At 66.1% G+C, this 14,978-nt stretch carries 16 protein-coding genes and 1 tRNA gene; 5 read left to right on the forward strand and 12 right to left on the reverse strand.

Annotated features, from left to right (window positions below; all coding sequences use genetic code 11):
* The first annotated feature begins 16 nt into the window (after window positions 1-16).
* Both AAIO73_RS07800 and AAIO73_RS07805 read left to right on the forward strand, forming a co-directional pair.
* Window positions 17-727 carry a PilZ domain-containing protein gene (locus AAIO73_RS07800; RefSeq protein ID WP_345877364.1) on the forward strand — a complete coding sequence of 237 codons (711 nt, stop codon included), beginning with the start codon at window positions 17-19 and terminating at the stop codon, window positions 725-727.
* A gap of 141 nt (window positions 728-868) precedes the next feature.
* On the forward strand, window positions 869-3,181 hold the full coding sequence (locus AAIO73_RS07805) for an MHYT domain-containing protein (RefSeq protein ID WP_345877365.1): 2,313 nt from the start codon (window positions 869-871) through the stop codon (window positions 3,179-3,181).
* 175 nt (window positions 3,182-3,356) lie between these two features.
* Here AAIO73_RS07805 and AAIO73_RS07810 read toward each other — a convergent pair whose 3' ends face one another.
* The 6 genes from AAIO73_RS07810 to AAIO73_RS07835 all read right to left on the reverse strand — a co-directional run bounded on the left by AAIO73_RS07810 (window position 3,357) and on the right by AAIO73_RS07835 (window position 7,182).
* A complete protein-coding gene (locus AAIO73_RS07810) occupies window positions 3,357-3,557 on the reverse strand; it encodes a hypothetical protein (protein WP_345877159.1) in 201 nt (66 codons plus the stop codon).
* Window positions 3,554-4,114: a type 1 glutamine amidotransferase domain-containing protein gene (locus AAIO73_RS07815; RefSeq protein ID WP_345877160.1), complete on the reverse strand. Its 561-nt coding sequence runs from the start codon at window positions 4,112-4,114 to the stop codon at window positions 3,554-3,556. The genes AAIO73_RS07810 and AAIO73_RS07815 overlap by 4 nt, the downstream gene beginning before the upstream one ends.
* Window positions 4,115-4,306: 192 nt before the next feature.
* Window positions 4,307-4,693, reverse strand: coding sequence for a putative quinol monooxygenase (locus tag AAIO73_RS07820; RefSeq protein WP_345877161.1), 387 nt, complete (start codon window positions 4,691-4,693; stop codon window positions 4,307-4,309).
* Window positions 4,694-4,940: 247 nt separating this feature from the next.
* A complete protein-coding gene (locus AAIO73_RS07825) occupies window positions 4,941-6,074 on the reverse strand; it encodes an NADH:flavin oxidoreductase/NADH oxidase (RefSeq protein ID WP_345877162.1) in 1,134 nt (377 codons plus the stop codon).
* Entirely contained in the window at window positions 6,068-6,523 is a 456-nt protein-coding gene (locus tag AAIO73_RS07830) for a VOC family protein (protein ID WP_345877163.1), read from the reverse strand. Before AAIO73_RS07830 ends, AAIO73_RS07825 begins: the two co-directional genes overlap by 7 nt.
* A gap of 2 nt (window positions 6,524-6,525) precedes the next feature.
* A complete protein-coding gene (locus AAIO73_RS07835) occupies window positions 6,526-7,182 on the reverse strand; it encodes a type 1 glutamine amidotransferase domain-containing protein (RefSeq protein WP_345877164.1) in 657 nt (218 codons plus the stop codon).
* A gap of 86 nt (window positions 7,183-7,268) precedes the next feature.
* Between AAIO73_RS07835 and AAIO73_RS07840 the strand changes: the two genes are divergently transcribed.
* Window positions 7,269-8,300, forward strand: a complete 1,032-nt coding sequence (locus tag AAIO73_RS07840; RefSeq protein WP_345877367.1) for a LysR family transcriptional regulator — start codon at window positions 7,269-7,271, stop codon at window positions 8,298-8,300.
* 221 nt (window positions 8,301-8,521) lie between these two features.
* On the opposite strand, the gene AAIO73_RS07845 is transcribed toward AAIO73_RS07840, so the two are convergent.
* Window positions 8,522-8,614: transfer RNA gene (locus AAIO73_RS07845), tRNA-Ser, on the reverse strand.
* 164 nt (window positions 8,615-8,778) lie between these two features.
* Between AAIO73_RS07845 and AAIO73_RS07850 the strand changes: the two genes are divergently transcribed.
* Complete coding sequence (locus tag AAIO73_RS07850) at window positions 8,779-9,504, forward strand: DUF1134 domain-containing protein (protein WP_345877165.1); 726 nt, start codon at window positions 8,779-8,781, stop codon at window positions 9,502-9,504.
* Between the two features lie 96 nt (window positions 9,505-9,600).
* Here AAIO73_RS07850 and AAIO73_RS07855 read toward each other — a convergent pair whose 3' ends face one another.
* The gene (locus AAIO73_RS07855; protein ID WP_345877166.1) at window positions 9,601-10,929 is read right to left on the reverse strand and encodes a dihydroorotase; all 1,329 of its coding nucleotides are present in this window, start codon (window positions 10,927-10,929) and stop codon (window positions 9,601-9,603) included.
* 45 nt (window positions 10,930-10,974) lie between these two features.
* Here AAIO73_RS07855 and ygfZ point away from each other — a divergent pair, with 45 nt between their 5' ends.
* Window positions 10,975-11,703 carry a CAF17-like 4Fe-4S cluster assembly/insertion protein YgfZ gene (gene ygfZ / locus AAIO73_RS07860; RefSeq protein WP_345877167.1) on the forward strand — a complete coding sequence of 243 codons (729 nt, stop codon included), beginning with the start codon at window positions 10,975-10,977 and terminating at the stop codon, window positions 11,701-11,703.
* 42 nt (window positions 11,704-11,745) lie between these two features.
* Here ygfZ and AAIO73_RS07865 read toward each other — a convergent pair whose 3' ends face one another.
* From AAIO73_RS07865 to AAIO73_RS07880, 4 genes are all read right to left on the reverse strand, one after another.
* The gene (locus tag AAIO73_RS07865) at window positions 11,746-12,555 is read right to left on the reverse strand and encodes an APH(3')-I family aminoglycoside O-phosphotransferase (protein ID WP_345877168.1); all 810 of its coding nucleotides are present in this window, start codon (window positions 12,553-12,555) and stop codon (window positions 11,746-11,748) included.
* Window positions 12,556-12,670: 115 nt separating this feature from the next.
* Window positions 12,671-13,792: an OmpA family protein gene (locus AAIO73_RS07870; RefSeq protein ID WP_345877169.1), complete on the reverse strand. Its 1,122-nt coding sequence runs from the start codon at window positions 13,790-13,792 to the stop codon at window positions 12,671-12,673.
* A 107-nt stretch (window positions 13,793-13,899) separates the two neighbouring features.
* Window positions 13,900-14,400 (reverse strand): DUF2793 domain-containing protein, encoded by a 501-nt coding sequence (locus AAIO73_RS07875; RefSeq protein ID WP_345877170.1) that lies wholly within the window; start codon window positions 14,398-14,400, stop codon window positions 13,900-13,902.
* The gene (locus AAIO73_RS07880) at window positions 14,400-14,918 is read right to left on the reverse strand and encodes a GTA baseplate fiber-binding domain-containing protein (RefSeq protein ID WP_345877171.1); all 519 of its coding nucleotides are present in this window, start codon (window positions 14,916-14,918) and stop codon (window positions 14,400-14,402) included. Before AAIO73_RS07880 ends, AAIO73_RS07875 begins: the two co-directional genes overlap by 1 nt.
* Window positions 14,919-14,978 lie beyond the last annotated feature (60 nt).

Here is a 14,978-nt window from a genome sequence, read left to right on the forward strand (position 1 = left end):
TCAGGAGCGTGATGTGATGGACGCCGCAGGCCTGGCCCGGTCGGTGATCGATGCGATCTTACCGGCGCGTTTTCGTCCGCAACCCCCGATCCCTGCGCCGGTCGAACGGCGCGCCGCGCCCCGCAAGCAGGCGGCGCTCTCTGCCAGCGTGATCACGGGCGGTCGTACCCATCGCGGCCAGATCCGCAACATCTCCACGACGGGCCTGACGTTGGTGTTTGATTCGCCACCGCAATTGTTCAAGGGTGCGCATCTTCTGGTGTGTGCCGGGGCGCTCGCGCCGTTCACCGGCTCGGTCCGCTGGATTGCCGGTCGCGAATGCGGCATGGTGTTCAACAGTGCGTTGGCCGAAGAAGTCCTCGACGATACGTCGGCGTTGTTCGATCCTGGCAAGCGCGTCCGTCCCGGTCGTGCGAAAATCCATCTGGTAGCCGCCGTCAGTGCGCCGGGCCTTGAACGAAGGGTAACGATCGAGAATATCGGGTCCGGTGGCGCCCAGCTTGCAACGGGATTGTCGCTTCCGGTCGACACTGGGGTGATGATCCATATCGACGGCATGCTGCCGATCGGAGGGCATGTCCGCTGGAGCCAGGCCGGTCGCTGCGGCGTGATGTTCAATAAGCTGCTGCCCGTCGCGGCTGGGGAAGAAATTGCCCGACGCTGCGCCCTGCATTCCTCCTGGCTCGACGAACTACGCGAGGCACATGCCGCTATCGTCGATGCGTAGGCAGGGTCGCCATGAACAGGTCGGCGCCGTGGCGCCATGATCGTGGACGGATGACACCGCGGTGACAGGCCGTCGTTGAACAGCGATAGCGGTACACGCCGTCCGGCCTATCGGCGGCAAGGGATTGGATGAGCGGAAGTGATGGTCGGAACCCACGACTGGATATTGGTGGCGATGTCGGTGCTGATCGCCACCGTCGCGAGCTATACGGCGCTGGATCTGGCTGGCCGGGTGCGCGCATCCACCGGACAGGCGCGACATATCTGGCTGGTGACGGCGGCGATCGCCATGGGCGGCGGAATCTGGGCGATGCACTTCGTCGCCATGCTGGCCTATGGCATGCCCGGAATGGCCGTCAGCTACGATTTGGCGCTGACATTACTGTCGCTGGTCGTGCCGATCGTCGGAACCGGCATCAGTTTTGCCGTCATGAACCGATCGGGCGCGGCGATCGGAACGCTCGCCGCGGCGGGTCCGATCATGGGACTGGGCGTGGTAGCCATGCACTATATCGGCATGGCGGCGATGCGCATGCCCGCCACGCTGCGCTACGACCCGCGCTGGGTGGCGGTGTCGGTATTGTTTGCGGTCGGCACGGCGACGACCGCCTTGTTCCTCGCGAGCAGGAACAACGACATACGGCAGCGATCGGGCGCTGCCGCGGTGATGGGCGTCGCGATCGCGGGAATGCATTTCAGCGGCATGCGCGCGGCGTCGTTTGCCGTATCGAGCGACACCGACCTGTCGGCCGGCCATAGCGGGCTGTCGCAGACGACGCTCGCCCTGACCGTATCGGCCGCGGCGCTGCTGATCCTGTTCCTCGCACTTGTCGCGGCGATGTTCGATCGGCGGTTCGCCGAGATGGCAGCACGCGAGGCACGGGCGTTGAAACGAAGCGAGGGGCGGCTGCGCGCCCTCTACCGCGGCACGCCGCTTCCGCTACATTCGCTCGATGCGGCGGGACGCATCGAGCATGTCAGCGATACGTGGCTGCAGTTGACGGGCTATGACCGCGAAGAGGTCATCGGGCGGCCCCTTGTCGATTTCCTCACGGAAGAATCGGCGCGGCAGGCCCGCAAACGGGATCGTGTCGCGCTGATGCGCAATGGCGCCCTGATCGACCGCGAGTACCGGATTCAGACCAGGACCGGTGACGTCCGCGACGTCGTGGCCTCGGCCCGCCTCGAATTCGATGCCGAGGGCAAATTCCAGCACGTGCTCGGCGGATTGACGGACGTGACCGAGCGCAAACGGGCGGAGCAAGCGCTGCGACAAGCGCAGAAGATCGAGGCGATCGGTCATCTGACCGGCGGGATCGCCCAGGACTTCAACAACCTGCTTGCCATCATTCTCGGCAATCTCGACCTGCTGAGCCGACAGGTCGAGGAAGGATCGCGCGCGCAGCGCCTGGTGGCGAATGCGCGTCAGGGCGCGGAACGCGGCGCGTCTCTAACGCAACGCCTGCTGGCGTTCGCCCGGCGTCAGGATCTGCGACCGGAGAGCGTGGACGTGGCGGAGTTGGTAGGCGGGCTTTCGGAAATGCTGGAGCGCACGCTCGGCCCGCGCATTCAGATCCAGACCCGGTTCCCCGCCAGTCTGCCGTGCGAAAGTGTCGATGCGCACCAGCTGGAACTCGCCATCCTGAACATGGCGGTGAATGGGCGCGACGCGATGCCGGAGGGGGGGATGCTGACGATCGCTGCCGCCCTCGACGACGCCCCGCCGGGACAGGGCGAGGACGGCAAGGGCTTCGTCCGGCTAGAGATACGGGACACCGGCATCGGCATGGACGGGCCTACGCTCGCCCGGGCAAGCGAACCCTTTTTCACGACCAAGGGCATCGGGAAAGGCACTGGTCTGGGCCTCAGCATGGTTCAGGGACTTGCGGCGCAATCGGGCGGCCATTTGAACATCGACAGCACGCCCGGCATTGGCACCGCAATCCAGTTGTGGCTGCCCGTCGCCATGGTCGACCGGGCCGTCGCAACGGATGCTTCGCACGATGCGCTCACCGAACTGCCGCCCTTGTCGATCCTCGCGGTCGATGACGATGAACTCGTCCTCCACAACACGGCGGCGATGCTGGAGGAACTAGGGCATCATGTCGTCACCGCACCCGGCGGCGGCGAGGCGTTGCACCGGTTGCGGCAGATGCCGCGGGTCGACATTCTCGTCACCGATCAGCTTATGCCGAACATGACCGGCGTCCAACTGGCCGTTGCCGCAACCGATATGGTGCCCGGACTTCCAGTTCTGCTCGTCAGCGGGTTTGCCGAACTGAAGGCGCAGGAGGCGGAGCGCTTCGCCTTCCTGCACAAGCCGTTCGATCGCGTAGCCCTCTCGCAGGCCATTGCACGAACGATCGCCCGGGCGAAAACGACGGCTGGAATAGATAGCGTCCCATCGCCCATTGCCGGTATCGCGGAAGACGCCCTGCGGATCCTGCGCGACTGACCCTTATCGGTCACCGGCTTCGACAGCGTGGGAAGCCGCGATGGCCGCCGGCCGAGCGGGAAGGCCGCGCCGATCCGCGCGCGTTCGGTCTGCGTCCGTTGCAGCGTAGCGGTGCCGGCATGCGAGGCCATGCCTGGCACGACCCCGGACACGACGAAAACGGCATCGCGTCGCCCTACTGCTCGGCAGTGTCGATATAGTTCATACCGAGGTCGAGACTATGCCGCAGCGCGGCGACGGCGGGGGGGGGCCGGTCCGCGTCGTCGATGCACCAGCTTCCCTGACCGATCGCTGCGACCGGCCGCCCGGTCGGACCGAACGGACGTCGTTCGACCGGGCTCGCCGCGCGCGCTTCACCACTGCCGGTGCCGCTCATCGCGACGGGCTGCCCGTGTCGGCGAACAGTGCGATCATTTCGCGATTGAACGCCGGGATGTCGTCGGGCTTGCGGCTGGTGACCAGGCCCCGATCGACTACGACCTCTTCGTCGACCCAGTCCGCACCGGCATTCTGGAGATCGCTCCGGAGCGACGGCCAGGAGGTCAGGCGCCGTCCGCGCGCCGCACCCGTCTCGATAATCGTCCATGGTCCATGACAAATCGATGCCACCGGTTTGCCGGCGTCGAAGAAGGCGCTCGCAAAGGCGACGGCTTCGGGCAGCGCACGAAGCTGGTCGGGATTGATGACGCCGCCCGGCAGCAGCAACGCGTCGAATTCCTCGGGCCGGGCCCGACGAAGTGCGACATCGACGTGGAAGCTGTCACCCCAGTCCGTAAAGTTCCACCCCCTTACCTCCCCCTCTTGCGGAGAGACGATCCGCGTGTAGGCGCCGGCCTCGTCCAGTGCGTTGCGCGGCTCGGTCATCTCGACCTGTTCGAACCCGTCGGTCACGAGGATCGCGACCGTCAGGCCGTCGAGGGAATGGGAAGCCATCTCGTTTCTCCGTTCAATAGTGTGTCGAGATCGGAACCTGTCGTCGCCGCTAGCGCCATCGCACCGGTCCGCTGGATGCGAAGGCGCGGCCGCGCTTTGCGGCCATCGCGTTCGGCACGGGCGAGCGGCGCACACAACAGCCGCATCCGGCGGGGCGGGCGGTCCCGGCGACGCTTGCTGAGGGGGGCGGCATCAATCACCGACCGGCCCGCTGTCGCCCGGCAATTTGTACGCGAGGATCCGGGCGGTCTCGATGCGCGGCGCACCGTCGAACAATTCGGGGGAGCGCGCGACGAGAGCTTGCCCGACCTTGCCGCCGAGATGGGCGCCGCGGGCTGCATCATCGGGAAATGTGTCGAAGATCGCGAAGTCGTGCTCGCCGAAGCGCACGGCGTACCAACTGGTGGTGCCAGGTTCCTCCCGCACCGCATCCAGTCCGGCGCGCAGAAAGGTCTCGACCGCGTCGCCCTTGCCCTGTTTCGCGTTCAGACGGACGAACAGCGCCTCGACGAAGAGCGGTTGCGATCCGATCGTCGGCGAGCATGTCTGGGAACTCTTGCCCGGTGCAATCGCGTCCATGCGCCTCTCCTGCGCTACTATTCCGCAGGAACGCTATGCCGCTATCCGGACGGTGCCGAGCACCCGTACGTTCCCTCAGGAGACTTACGAGGTTGCAGCACTGCGGCATCGTCCGTCGCGCTATTGGCGCAGACCTTCCGAAAGATCGGTAGCAGATGCTGGAAGATTGAATTGGGCGGAGACTCACCGCTTCGCTGCCAACCGCCCCTTTCGCCAAACGGAGCAAGGGGCGGTTGGCAGCGAGCGATCATCGGCGCGATGCGGACCCGGCCAGATTCATTTCCTTGAGGACGCGCCCGGCCTCGTGCGGTTCGGACCGTAGATATTGCGGAGGCGCGTCCACCGATGCACCGAGAACCGCAGCCGCATGCCAAGGCCAGCGCGGGTCCCACAGCACGCCGCGCGCAATCGCGATCGCGTCTGCGTCGCCACCCTGCAGAATGGCCTCGGCCTGATGCGGGTCAGTGATAAGACCGACCGCGATGACTGGCATCGCCACGGCCTGCTTAACCACCTTCGCAAGCGGCACCTGGTAGGAGGGGCCGACCGGGATTGCCTGGCGAGGGTCGAGCCCCCCGCTGGACACGTGAATCGCGGCACATCCGCGGGCTTCGAGTTCTGTCGCGAAGGTCGCGGTTTCCTCTGCCGTCCAGCCGCCTTCGACCCAGTCCGTGCCCGAGACGCGAACCGTCACCGGCTTGTCGGCCGGAAAGGCGGCACGCACGGCATCGAACACTTCGAGCGGGAAGCGCATCCGGTTGGCAAGGTCACCGCCATATGCATCGTCGCGCGTGTTGGAGAGGGGCGAGAGGAATTCGTGGAGGAGATAGCCGTGCGCGGCGTGAATCTGGATCGCGTCCAGACCGATCCGGGCGGCGCGCCGTGCCGCATCGGCAAAGGCGTCGCGGATACGGGCAAGGCCATCGCAATCGAGCGCGAGCGGTGAATGCTCGTCGGGTTCGAACGGCAGCGCGCTAGGGGCGAGCGTCTGCCAGCCATGCTCGGCATCGGGCGCGATCTGCGCCCCACCGTGCCAGGGCTTTGCCGTACTAGCCTTGCGTCCGGCATGGGCCAGCTGGATCATCAGCGGCATGTCGGACCAACGGCGCACGCCATCGACGACGCGTTGCATCGCCGCTTCGGTGGCATCGTCCCATAGTCCGACATCGCCATAGGTGATGCGCCCCTCGGGCGTGACTGCCGTCGCCTCGATCGTCAGAGCGGCCGCGCCCGACATGGCCAGTTGGCCGAGATGGATCAGATGCCAGTCGGTCATCGCACCATCTTCGGCCGAATACTGGCACATGGGCGCGATTACGATACGGTTGCGGAGCGACATCCCGCCCACGTCCAGTGGTTCGAAAAGCTTGGCCATTACCATTCTCCTACGTTGGGCATCGATGCCCATGGTTCGGCGGGCGCCTTGTGTTCGCCCTGCTGGAGTAGTTCGATCGAAATGCCGTCTGGCGAGCGGACGAACGCCATGTGTCCGTCGCGGGGCGGGCGATTGATCGTCACCCCGGCGGCGTGCAGGCGGGAGCAGGTCTCGTAAATGTCCTCGACGCGGTAGGCGAGGTGGCCGAAGTTGCGGCCGCCGGTATAGGTCTCGGCCGGGCCGCCATCTTCGGGTGGCCAGTTATACGTCAATTCGACCTCGGCCTGACCGGGCTTGCCCTCGTCGCGATAATCCTCGTCGGCCGCCAGGAAGATCAGGGTGAATCGCCCTTGCTCGTTTTCGATCCGCCGGGTCTCCTTCAGCCCGAGCAGTTCGAAGAAACGAATGGTCGCCTGCGGATCGGCAACCCGCAGCATGGTGTGAAGATAGCGCATGATCAGGCGGCCTTTGCCTTGAGAGCTTCCATGACCAGCTCCGCCGTGCGCGTGGCCGAACCAGGGTTCTGTCCGGTCACTAGATTGTCGTCGCGCAGGGCGAAGGGCTGGAAATCGGGTCCGCCTTCATGGTGCGCGCCCAGCTCCTTCATGCGGGTTTCAAGCAGGAACGGCACGGCCTGATCGAGGCCGACGGCGCGTTCTTCGCTGTCGGTGAAGGCGGCAACCCTACGCCCTGCCACGAACGGCGTGCCATCGGGCTTTTTCGCGGAAACGAGTCCGGCGGGGCCGTGGCAAACGGCGGCCACGATCTTGCCTTCGCGGTCGAACCGCTCAACCAGTCGCGCGAGTTCATCGCTGCCGGGATAGTCGAACATCGTGCCGTGCCCGCCGGGCAGGAACACCGCGTCGTAACCTGAAATATCGATGCTGGTGAAAGCGGGCGTATCGGCCACTTCGGCCTTCAGCGCTTCATCCTTCAGATAGCGCTCGACCGATGCGTCATTCTCGCCGTCGGCGTTGACACTGCGCTGGTCGACCGGGATTGCGCCGCCCTTGATCGAGGCCAGGGTCACGTCGGCGCCGCCGTCGCGAAAGGCATAATAGGGCGTGGTCAGTTCCTCGAGCCAGACGCCGGTCGGCTCGACGCCGGGCGTCATGCGGTCGGCTGAAGTGGCGATCATGAGAATGCGTGTCATCGGCTTGGCTCCTTTGCGTGCCGGATCGCGGAAGCGGGCGAGTGACGATGCCGTCGCAGCGATGGCTCGCACCACCCCCCGTCAAAAGACAGGCTCGGTCCATCCGTCTGCCCGTCGATGATCACACAGATAAGCAGCACCGCTCATCAAGAAACCCAACGAGAATGGCCAGCGCCCATAAATCGATTTATGGAACTGCAATGTCCCTTCAGCAGATGCGCACGTTCATCGAAGTCTATCGCCGTCGGTCGCTGAGCGACGCGGCGCGCGCGCTCGGCATCACGCAGCCAGCGGCGTCCCAGCACATCGCCTCGCTCGAGGTGCAACTCGGCCATCCGCTTTTCGACCGCCATTCGCGCGGCGTCCGTCCTACGGCGATCGGCGACGACTTCGCCGCTTCGATCGGCGGCAGCCTCGACCGGGCCGAAGCCGCCTTGGCATCGGCACGCGCGCGGTCGGTTCGCATTTCGGGGACGGTTCACATCGCCGCGCCATCCGACCTGCTCGGCGAAATGATTACGCCAAAGCTCGGGCCGCTGCTCGACTCGGGGCTTGATCTTCGGCTGCATATCGGCGGGCGCGATGCGCTTTATGCCATGCTGCTCGACGACAAGGTGCATCTTGGCATCACCGCATCCCGGCCCGAAGACGCGCGGCTTGCCTATCAAGAGATCGGCACGGAAGACCTGCGCGCCGTGGCCGCACCCGCCATAACCGAACGGATTGCGCGCATGCCGCTGTGTGAAGCGCTCAATACGGTACCCTGTCTGGCCTATGATCTTGACCGGCCACTGGTGCGCAACTGGCTGGAGGCGAACCAGATCGAGGTAGCCCGGCCCCCGGCCCTGACCGCACCGGATCTTCGCGTCCTGCGCTCGGGCCTGTGCGCAGGACTGGGTTGGACGGTTCTGCCCGGCTATCTCACCAGCGCCGAACGCACGGCCTGTACCCTTGTCGAAATCGCAGCACCTCTCCGCGTGCCGACCAACGCATTCTATCTCGTCTGGGCCAAATCTTCGTTGCGCCACCCCCGCGTGGCATTGGCGCGCGATGCCCTGATCGGAGCATTGCAGCCATGAATGCTCTGACCATCGATCCATCGCGATGAACGATCGACCGGTTTCTGGAAATCGAAAAAGGGACGCGATCGGCCGAATCCGGATCACTCGACCGGACGACCTTCGATACGATCCCGCCCTTGTCTGGTCCCAGCGATCGATGACACATCTAGGATGGCGAGGAAGGCCACCCCATCGCCTGCTACTTTTCGATCATTTCCGGAACCGGACTTGCCATAAACTGGCGGAGACGGAGGGATTCGAACCCTCGGTAGGAGTAATCCCCCTACGGCGGTTTAGCAAACCGCTGGTTTCAGCCACTCACCCACGTCTCCCAGACGCGTCGCGCCTTGGAGTGCGGGCCTATAGCGAGGGTTGTGGCGGCGATCAACTCCCTACGTTGAACGTAATTGCGCGCCGATCGAACGCGCGTTCATTGCAGGGACAGGCGCTTGGCCGCTATCGTGTGCGAACGGGCATGCATGCGGGGAGTAGCGTAATGAAACGGTTGATCGGGTGGATGGCGCCGCTCATGTTGCTGGCGGTCCCTGCCCAGGCGCAGGTGCGCACCGTCGACCCCAATGACGCAATCGACGGCGATCTGGCGCCTGCCCCGGCGCCACAGCCGACCCAGCGCAGCGACGTGCCGCCGGCCTATCAGCAGGAACCCGTACCACCTGCCCAGACCCAGCCGCCGGTCAATCAAACCCCGCCCAACAGCACCGCGACCAGCGCCGCCAACGACACGTTCGAACGCGACGACCTGATCGGTGCGGCCGAGGGCGTGTTCGGGCGCGGTGCCGAAGGGTTGGCCGGCATTATCGAAAACATTCTGAAGGATCAGGGCAAGCCCAACGCCTATATCGCCGGACGCGAGGCCGCGGGCGCATTCGTCGTCGGCCTGCGCTACGGCTCGGGCATCCTGAACCACCGGGTCGAGGGGCAGCGCCCGGTCTACTGGACCGGGCCGTCGGTCGGCTTCGACGTTGGCGGCGATGCGACAAAGGTCTTCGTGCTGGTCTACAACCTCTATGATTCGCAGGAGCTGTACAAACGCTTTCCCGCGGCCGAGGGGCGCGCCTATTTCGTCGGTGGGTTTTCGGCCAGCTATCTGCGGCGCGGCGACGTGGTGTTGATTCCGGTCCGCCTCGGCGTCGGTTGGCGACTGGGTGCCAATGTCGGGTACATGCGGTTCAGCGAAAAGCAGAAATGGTTGCCGTTTTAAGGCGCAGCGGGGCCGGCAACCGCCGGACTCCCGCCAGCCCGGCCGGCGGCTGAAAGCCGACCGACGCCGCGGGCCTGGCCCGCGGCGCCACCCGCCTCACCGCCGAAACGCAGTAGACTCGAACCGAACCGGCGCGCCCTGCGCCTCGCCGACCAGTTCGGCCTCCCACATCGCCGTCCGCCCGCGGACGATCGTCCCGACCGGCCGCCCGGTCAGCGTATCGCCGGTAAAGGGCGACCAGCCGGCGCGCGACGCCAGCCAGCTTTCCTCGACCGTCCAACGCCGCTTCAGGTCGACCACGGTGAAGTCGGCGTCATAGCCGAACGCGATCCGCCCCTTGCCCGCCAGCCCGAAGATGCGCTGCGCCCCGGCGCTGGTCAGATCGATCAGCCGCGGCAAGGTCAGCCGCCCTTCCGCAACATGGTTGAGCAGCAGCGGCAGCAACGTCTGCACCCCCGGCATCCCGCTCGGCGTCGCCGGATAGCGCTTCGCCTTTTCCTCGATCGTATGCGGCGCATGGTCCGATCCGATGACGTCGGGCACGCCCTGGTTCAGCCAATACCACAGCCCGTCGCGATGCGCGCCCGACCGGATCGGCGGGTTCATCTGCGCATAGGTGCCGAGCCGCGGGTAAGCATCCTCGCCGGCAAGCGTCAGATGCTGCGGCGTCACCTCGCACGACGCGATATCCTTGTTCGCGCCCAGCAATTCCAGCTCGGCGGGCGTCGTCACATGCAGCACATGCACCCGACGCCCGGCCGCGCGTGCGAGGCGCAGGATGCGCGTCGTCGCGATCAGAGCGCTTTCGTCGTCGCGCCACACCGGATGCGACGACGGATCGCCGCTCACCCGCTCGCCTTCGCGCGCGATCATCCGTGTCTCGTCCTCGGCATGGATCGCCACGCGCCGCTGGCCCGACCGCAGCACGCGGAGGAGATCGTCATCCTCCGACACCAGCAGGTCGCCGGTCGACGATCCCATGAAGATTTTGACGCCGGCCGTGCCCGGCAACCGCTCGAGTTCGTCGAGATGATGGGCGTTGCGCGCCGTCGCCCCGACATAGAAGGCATGATCGCAATACATCCGCCCCTTGGCACGGGCGAGCTTGTCGGCGATCGCTTCCTCGGTATCGGTCGCGGGCTTGGTGTTCGGCATCTCGAACACCGCGGTCACGCCGCCCATCACCGCCGCGATCGATCCGCTGGCAAGGTCCTCCTTATGCTCCAGCCCGGGCTCACGGAAATGGACCTGCGTGTCGATGACGCCCGGCAGGATGTCGAGGCCCGTACAGTCGATCGTCTCGCCGGCATCGCCGGACACGCCGATGCCGGCGATGCGGCCATCGGTAATGCCGATATCGACGCGCGCCGGGCCGCCGGGAAGGTGGACGGTGCCACCGGTAAGCTTGGTATCGAAGGTCGCCATTGCCGCCTCTTGTAGCCAGGGGGTGGGCCGTCCTACCTGTTGGACATGACCGTTACCACCCCCGGAACCTGGCTTGCCGACCGTGCCGTCCTACGCATCGGCGGCGACGAAGCGCGCCCCTTTCTGCAGGGGTTGGTGACGCAGGACATGGCGGCGGTCACGCCCGCCACCCCGCAATGGGCTGCGCTGCTGAGTGCGCAGGGCAAGGCGCTGTTCGATTTCATCCTCTGGGCGGACGATGACGCGATTCTCATCGATTGCGAGGCCGATGCCGCCGATGCGCTCGCCAGGCGACTGACCCTGTATCGCTTGCGGCGCGCGGTAACGATCGAGCGCAGCGACCTCGGCGTCCAATGGTCCCCGACCGGCGAGCACGGCGTTCCCGATCCGCGGCTGGCTGCGCTCGGCCGACGCTGGCTGGCAGCGCCCGGCGATCGTGCGGAGGGCTGGACCGAACACCGCCTCCGCCACGGCGTGACTGAGGGGCGCGCCGAACTGGGAGACGGCCAAACGCTCTGGCTCGAATGCAATGCCCGCGAACTGAACGGGGTCAGCTTCACCAAGGGCTGCTATGTCGGCCAGGAAAATACCGCGCGGATGAACTATCGCTCGACGGTCAACCGGCGTCTGGTCGTCGTGCCGACGACAATCCCCGGCCCGCGCACCCGGCTGATGTACGAAGACCTCGGCCTCGCAGTCGAGCATCGCAAAGTCGACGATCTGGGCGATGCCCTTCGCCCCGAGTGGCTGGCCGCTACGCTCGGGATACAATAGGGTAAAATCCGATCCGCCGGCAGCCGATCGAATGCTCCGGCCCTAGAATAATTCGTCTAGCATCAGGTAGAAGTCGACCTTCCGCCGGTCGGGCTGCGCGATGCCATAGCGTTCGAACATGCGCCGCGTCAGCCGACCGTCGAACTCGTCGAGACAGTTGGCGAGGATCGCCAGATCCTGGTAGCGATCGGCGACCCCGACGCGCCCCAGATCGATGCAACCTACGACCCTACCATCGTCGATCAGCAGATTGTCGAGCGAGAAGTCGCCGTGCGTCACCACCGGATCGGGCATACGCGGCAGCAAGCACTGGATCGCATTCCACACCTGTTCCGCGCTCCACCCAAGTCGTGCAGCGTCGAAATCGTCGGCATCGACCAGTCCCGCGTCGATCCGCACCCGCGCTGCCGCAAGCCGAACTTCATGCCCGCTGTCGAACGGACAGTGACGGACCGGAATAGCATGAAGCGACTTCAAGAAATCAGCCAGCGCATCGACAACCTCGTTGCCCCGCTCGGGCTCGGCATCAAGGATTTGCCACGCCGTTCGCCCCGGCAGCGCCGTCGTCAGCAGCCACGCGGTATTGGCGCTCACCTCGCACCGCACCAGCACCGGGACCGCGATCCGGCCGGTCAGCCAGCGCAACCGCACCATTTCGTCGACGATATCGCCGGCGACCGTACCATCACCGTGTTTTAGGAACAGGTTGGGCGCGCCCGACTTGCCATGCAAACGATGGATCACCCCGCCGGACTCGCCGACCCGGTCGCGTGCCCATCGATACCCCGCGACGTCGGCAACCAATCCGCGCGGCACCGCAATCGGCGCGCAGGCGCGCTCCCGCTCGTTCATGTCTGCCCCCCGTGCCGACGGTCCATGACCCTACCGCCCCTGTCCGCCCATACGAAAAAGGGAGGCCGGTTGCCCGACCTCCCTTCCGGAAATTCTGCTTCGAAAAGAAGCTGAATTACATGCCCGAACCCGGACCGTAGGTGATTTCCACGCGACGGTTCTGCAGTTCGCGGACGCCATCGGCGGTTTCGACGCGCGGACGTGCTTCGCCGAACGCTTCGGTCGAGATCACGCCGCCCGAGACGCCACGGCCTTCCATATACGCACGGACCGCGTCAGCGCGACGCTGCGACAGACCGACGTTGTACTGGGCCGAACCCGAACGGTCGGTGAAGCCTGCCAGCATGACGTTGGCATTGCCGCACGACTGGTAATTCGAGATGGCGTTGTCGAGAATGCCAGCCGCTTCCGGCGTGACGTCCGACTTATCCCATTCGAAGAACACGATGTACGGTCCCGGCGTGCAAACGACCTGCGGCGGCGGCGGCGTTTCGACCGGTGCCGGCGGCGGCGGCGGCGTTTCGACCGGAGCCGGCGGCGGCGGCGGCGGCGGGGTCGGCGCACCGAAGTTGAAGGTCAGACCGCCGAGCAGGCTGTGCGACCGGAAGCGACCGTCATAGCCGACGCCACGAACGTTCACGAGGCGAACGTCATCGGCGTTGAAGAAGCGATACTTCAGCGAAACGTCGACATTCTCGCTCAGCGGCGCGCGGATGCCCGCCAGAGCCTGCCATGCGAACACGGTGTCCGAATCGTCGAGCGCCGCGAAGTTGTTGTTCACGCGATAGTCGTGCGCCTTGACGCGAGCGACACCGGCACCACCGCCGACGAAGCCGCTGATCGCGTCGTCGTCACCGAAGTCGAGCAGGGCATTCGCCATGAACGACAGCGCCGAGGTGCGGCCACCGCCGCTATAGGTGCCTGCACCGACCGCCGTGGTCGGGCCGGTCGCGATCGAACCGGTCGTGCGCAGTTCGTCGACGGTCGCGCTCTTGTACGCGACTTCGGTTTCGATGCGGAGCGCACCGAAATCGTAACCGACGGTGCCACCGACGTCATAGCCATAGTTGCTGTCGACGGTGGTGACGCCACCAGCCGGCGTGGTCAGATCATAGTCGATGTCTTCGACGATCATCGCGCCGCCTTCCACACCCACATACCACGCGTTGTCGCGGGCGAGGGCGGGAGTTGCGAGCGCAGTGGTCGCGAGCGCCAAAGTGACGGCAAGCTTCCGCATTCTAGTCCCCTTTCACAGTTGTCCTACGGACAGCGCAAACCAAGTATCGAAGCGATAGTTTCCGCGCAAGCGCACAAAATTCGCGGTGTTGCACGATTGTCACGGATTCAGCTGGCGATCAGGCCATGCCCGCGCAATGCCGTCAGCATCGTCGCCAGCGTCTTTCGCGCTTCTTCATCGCGGACCGATCCGCCTTCGGGGGCAGTAATCGCAATATGTTGCGCGCCGACCACCTGCACGCCGTCGATGGTCAACCTGGTCCCTCGCAACTCGCCGACGCGCCACGCGCCCCCGCGGAACTCCAGGGTCGTTTCGCTGCCGGACCACCATAGCCGCATGCCTTCGCGCGGGGCCGCGAATCGCCATCCGCCTTCGGTCATGCCCGCGATGTGCCGCGCCTTGCCCGCCCAGACGCCGGTCGGCGCAGGCCCGACAATCCAGCAGGAACCGGGCGTCGCGGTCGCCGGCGGCACATCCTCCGCAACGCCGGCGACGCATCCATGCAACAGCAGGTCGATCAAGGTCAGCGCCTCGTTATGCGTCATTTCCTTTTGCGCCTGCGAGGCGTGCAGCAGCGGCAGCGACAGGCGGCTGGTCTGTTCGGTCATCACTTCGTCTCCGGTCGATAGGTCAGGGTTGCGGGCGCCGACGCTCCATTGGTGCCGATTTGGCGGACCGCTATGGACAGCGGCGCGATCGGAGGGGCGGTGCGCAGCAGCGGCTCGGCAACCTCCACGATCCGGCCGTCGCCCAACGTCACACGATACGCCTCGCGCTCCTCGCCGATCGGCACCTCCGCCCCGTCGCGCCACGCTACCACGCCGCGCGCACAGCGGATCCAGCGCAGCTCCAGCATCCCGCCCCGCAGCTCGGCAATCAGATGCACCGGGGCCGGCGGCACCAGCCCCGGCCCCGCCGGCACGATCGTCGCGGTCGCGACATCGTCGGCGGCGATCCCCACCGCCGTCGTCGTCAGCGTCCGCCCGACCGTCGGCACCGGCTCCTCGATCCGCCGCAACGTGGCGGGGTCGAGCAGCACGAACGCCTCGCCCGCCTCGTGACTTGCCATCGCCGCCGCGGTCCCGCGCCGTCCGCGCCACAGCCCCGACAGCCGCCAGCGCGCCAAGCCGATGCAGGGCGATACGCGCTACCCTTTCCCCACGCGTACCCCGGCGAAGGCCGGGGC

Source organism: Sphingomonas epibiotica, from assembly GCF_039615155.1.
Taxonomy (GTDB): Bacteria; Pseudomonadota; Alphaproteobacteria; order Sphingomonadales; family Sphingomonadaceae; genus Sphingomonas.

Coding starts and splice junctions, on each gene's coding strand:
- AAIO73_RS07800 (WP_345877364.1), top strand. CDS start 17: ATGGACGCCGCAGGCCTGGCCCGGTCGGTGATCGATGCGATCTTACCG.
- AAIO73_RS07805 (WP_345877365.1), top strand. CDS start 869: ATGGTCGGAACCCACGACTGGATATTGGTGGCGATGTCGGTGCTGATC.
- AAIO73_RS07810 (WP_345877159.1), bottom strand. CDS start 3,557: ATGAGCGGCACCGGCAGTGGTGAAGCGCGCGCGGCGAGCCCGGTCGAA.
- AAIO73_RS07815 (WP_345877160.1), bottom strand. CDS start 4,114: ATGGCTTCCCATTCCCTCGACGGCCTGACGGTCGCGATCCTCGTGACC.
- AAIO73_RS07820 (WP_345877161.1), bottom strand. CDS start 4,693: ATGGACGCGATTGCACCGGGCAAGAGTTCCCAGACATGCTCGCCGACG.
- AAIO73_RS07825 (WP_345877162.1), bottom strand. CDS start 6,074: ATGGTAATGGCCAAGCTTTTCGAACCACTGGACGTGGGCGGGATGTCG.
- AAIO73_RS07830 (WP_345877163.1), bottom strand. CDS start 6,523: ATGCGCTATCTTCACACCATGCTGCGGGTTGCCGATCCGCAGGCGACC.
- AAIO73_RS07835 (WP_345877164.1), bottom strand. CDS start 7,182: ATGACGCCCGGCGTCGAGCCGACCGGCGTCTGGCTCGAGGAACTGACC.
- AAIO73_RS07840 (WP_345877367.1), top strand. CDS start 7,269: ATGCCGTCGCAGCGATGGCTCGCACCACCCCCCGTCAAAAGACAGGCT.
- AAIO73_RS07850 (WP_345877165.1), top strand. CDS start 8,779: ATGAAACGGTTGATCGGGTGGATGGCGCCGCTCATGTTGCTGGCGGTC.
- AAIO73_RS07855 (WP_345877166.1), bottom strand. CDS start 10,929: ATGGCGACCTTCGATACCAAGCTTACCGGTGGCACCGTCCACCTTCCC.
- ygfZ (WP_345877167.1), top strand. CDS start 10,975: ATGACCGTTACCACCCCCGGAACCTGGCTTGCCGACCGTGCCGTCCTA.
- AAIO73_RS07865 (WP_345877168.1), bottom strand. CDS start 12,555: ATGAACGAGCGGGAGCGCGCCTGCGCGCCGATTGCGGTGCCGCGCGGA.
- AAIO73_RS07870 (WP_345877169.1), bottom strand. CDS start 13,792: ATGCGGAAGCTTGCCGTCACTTTGGCGCTCGCGACCACTGCGCTCGCA.
- AAIO73_RS07875 (WP_345877170.1), bottom strand. CDS start 14,400: ATGACCGAACAGACCAGCCGCCTGTCGCTGCCGCTGCTGCACGCCTCG.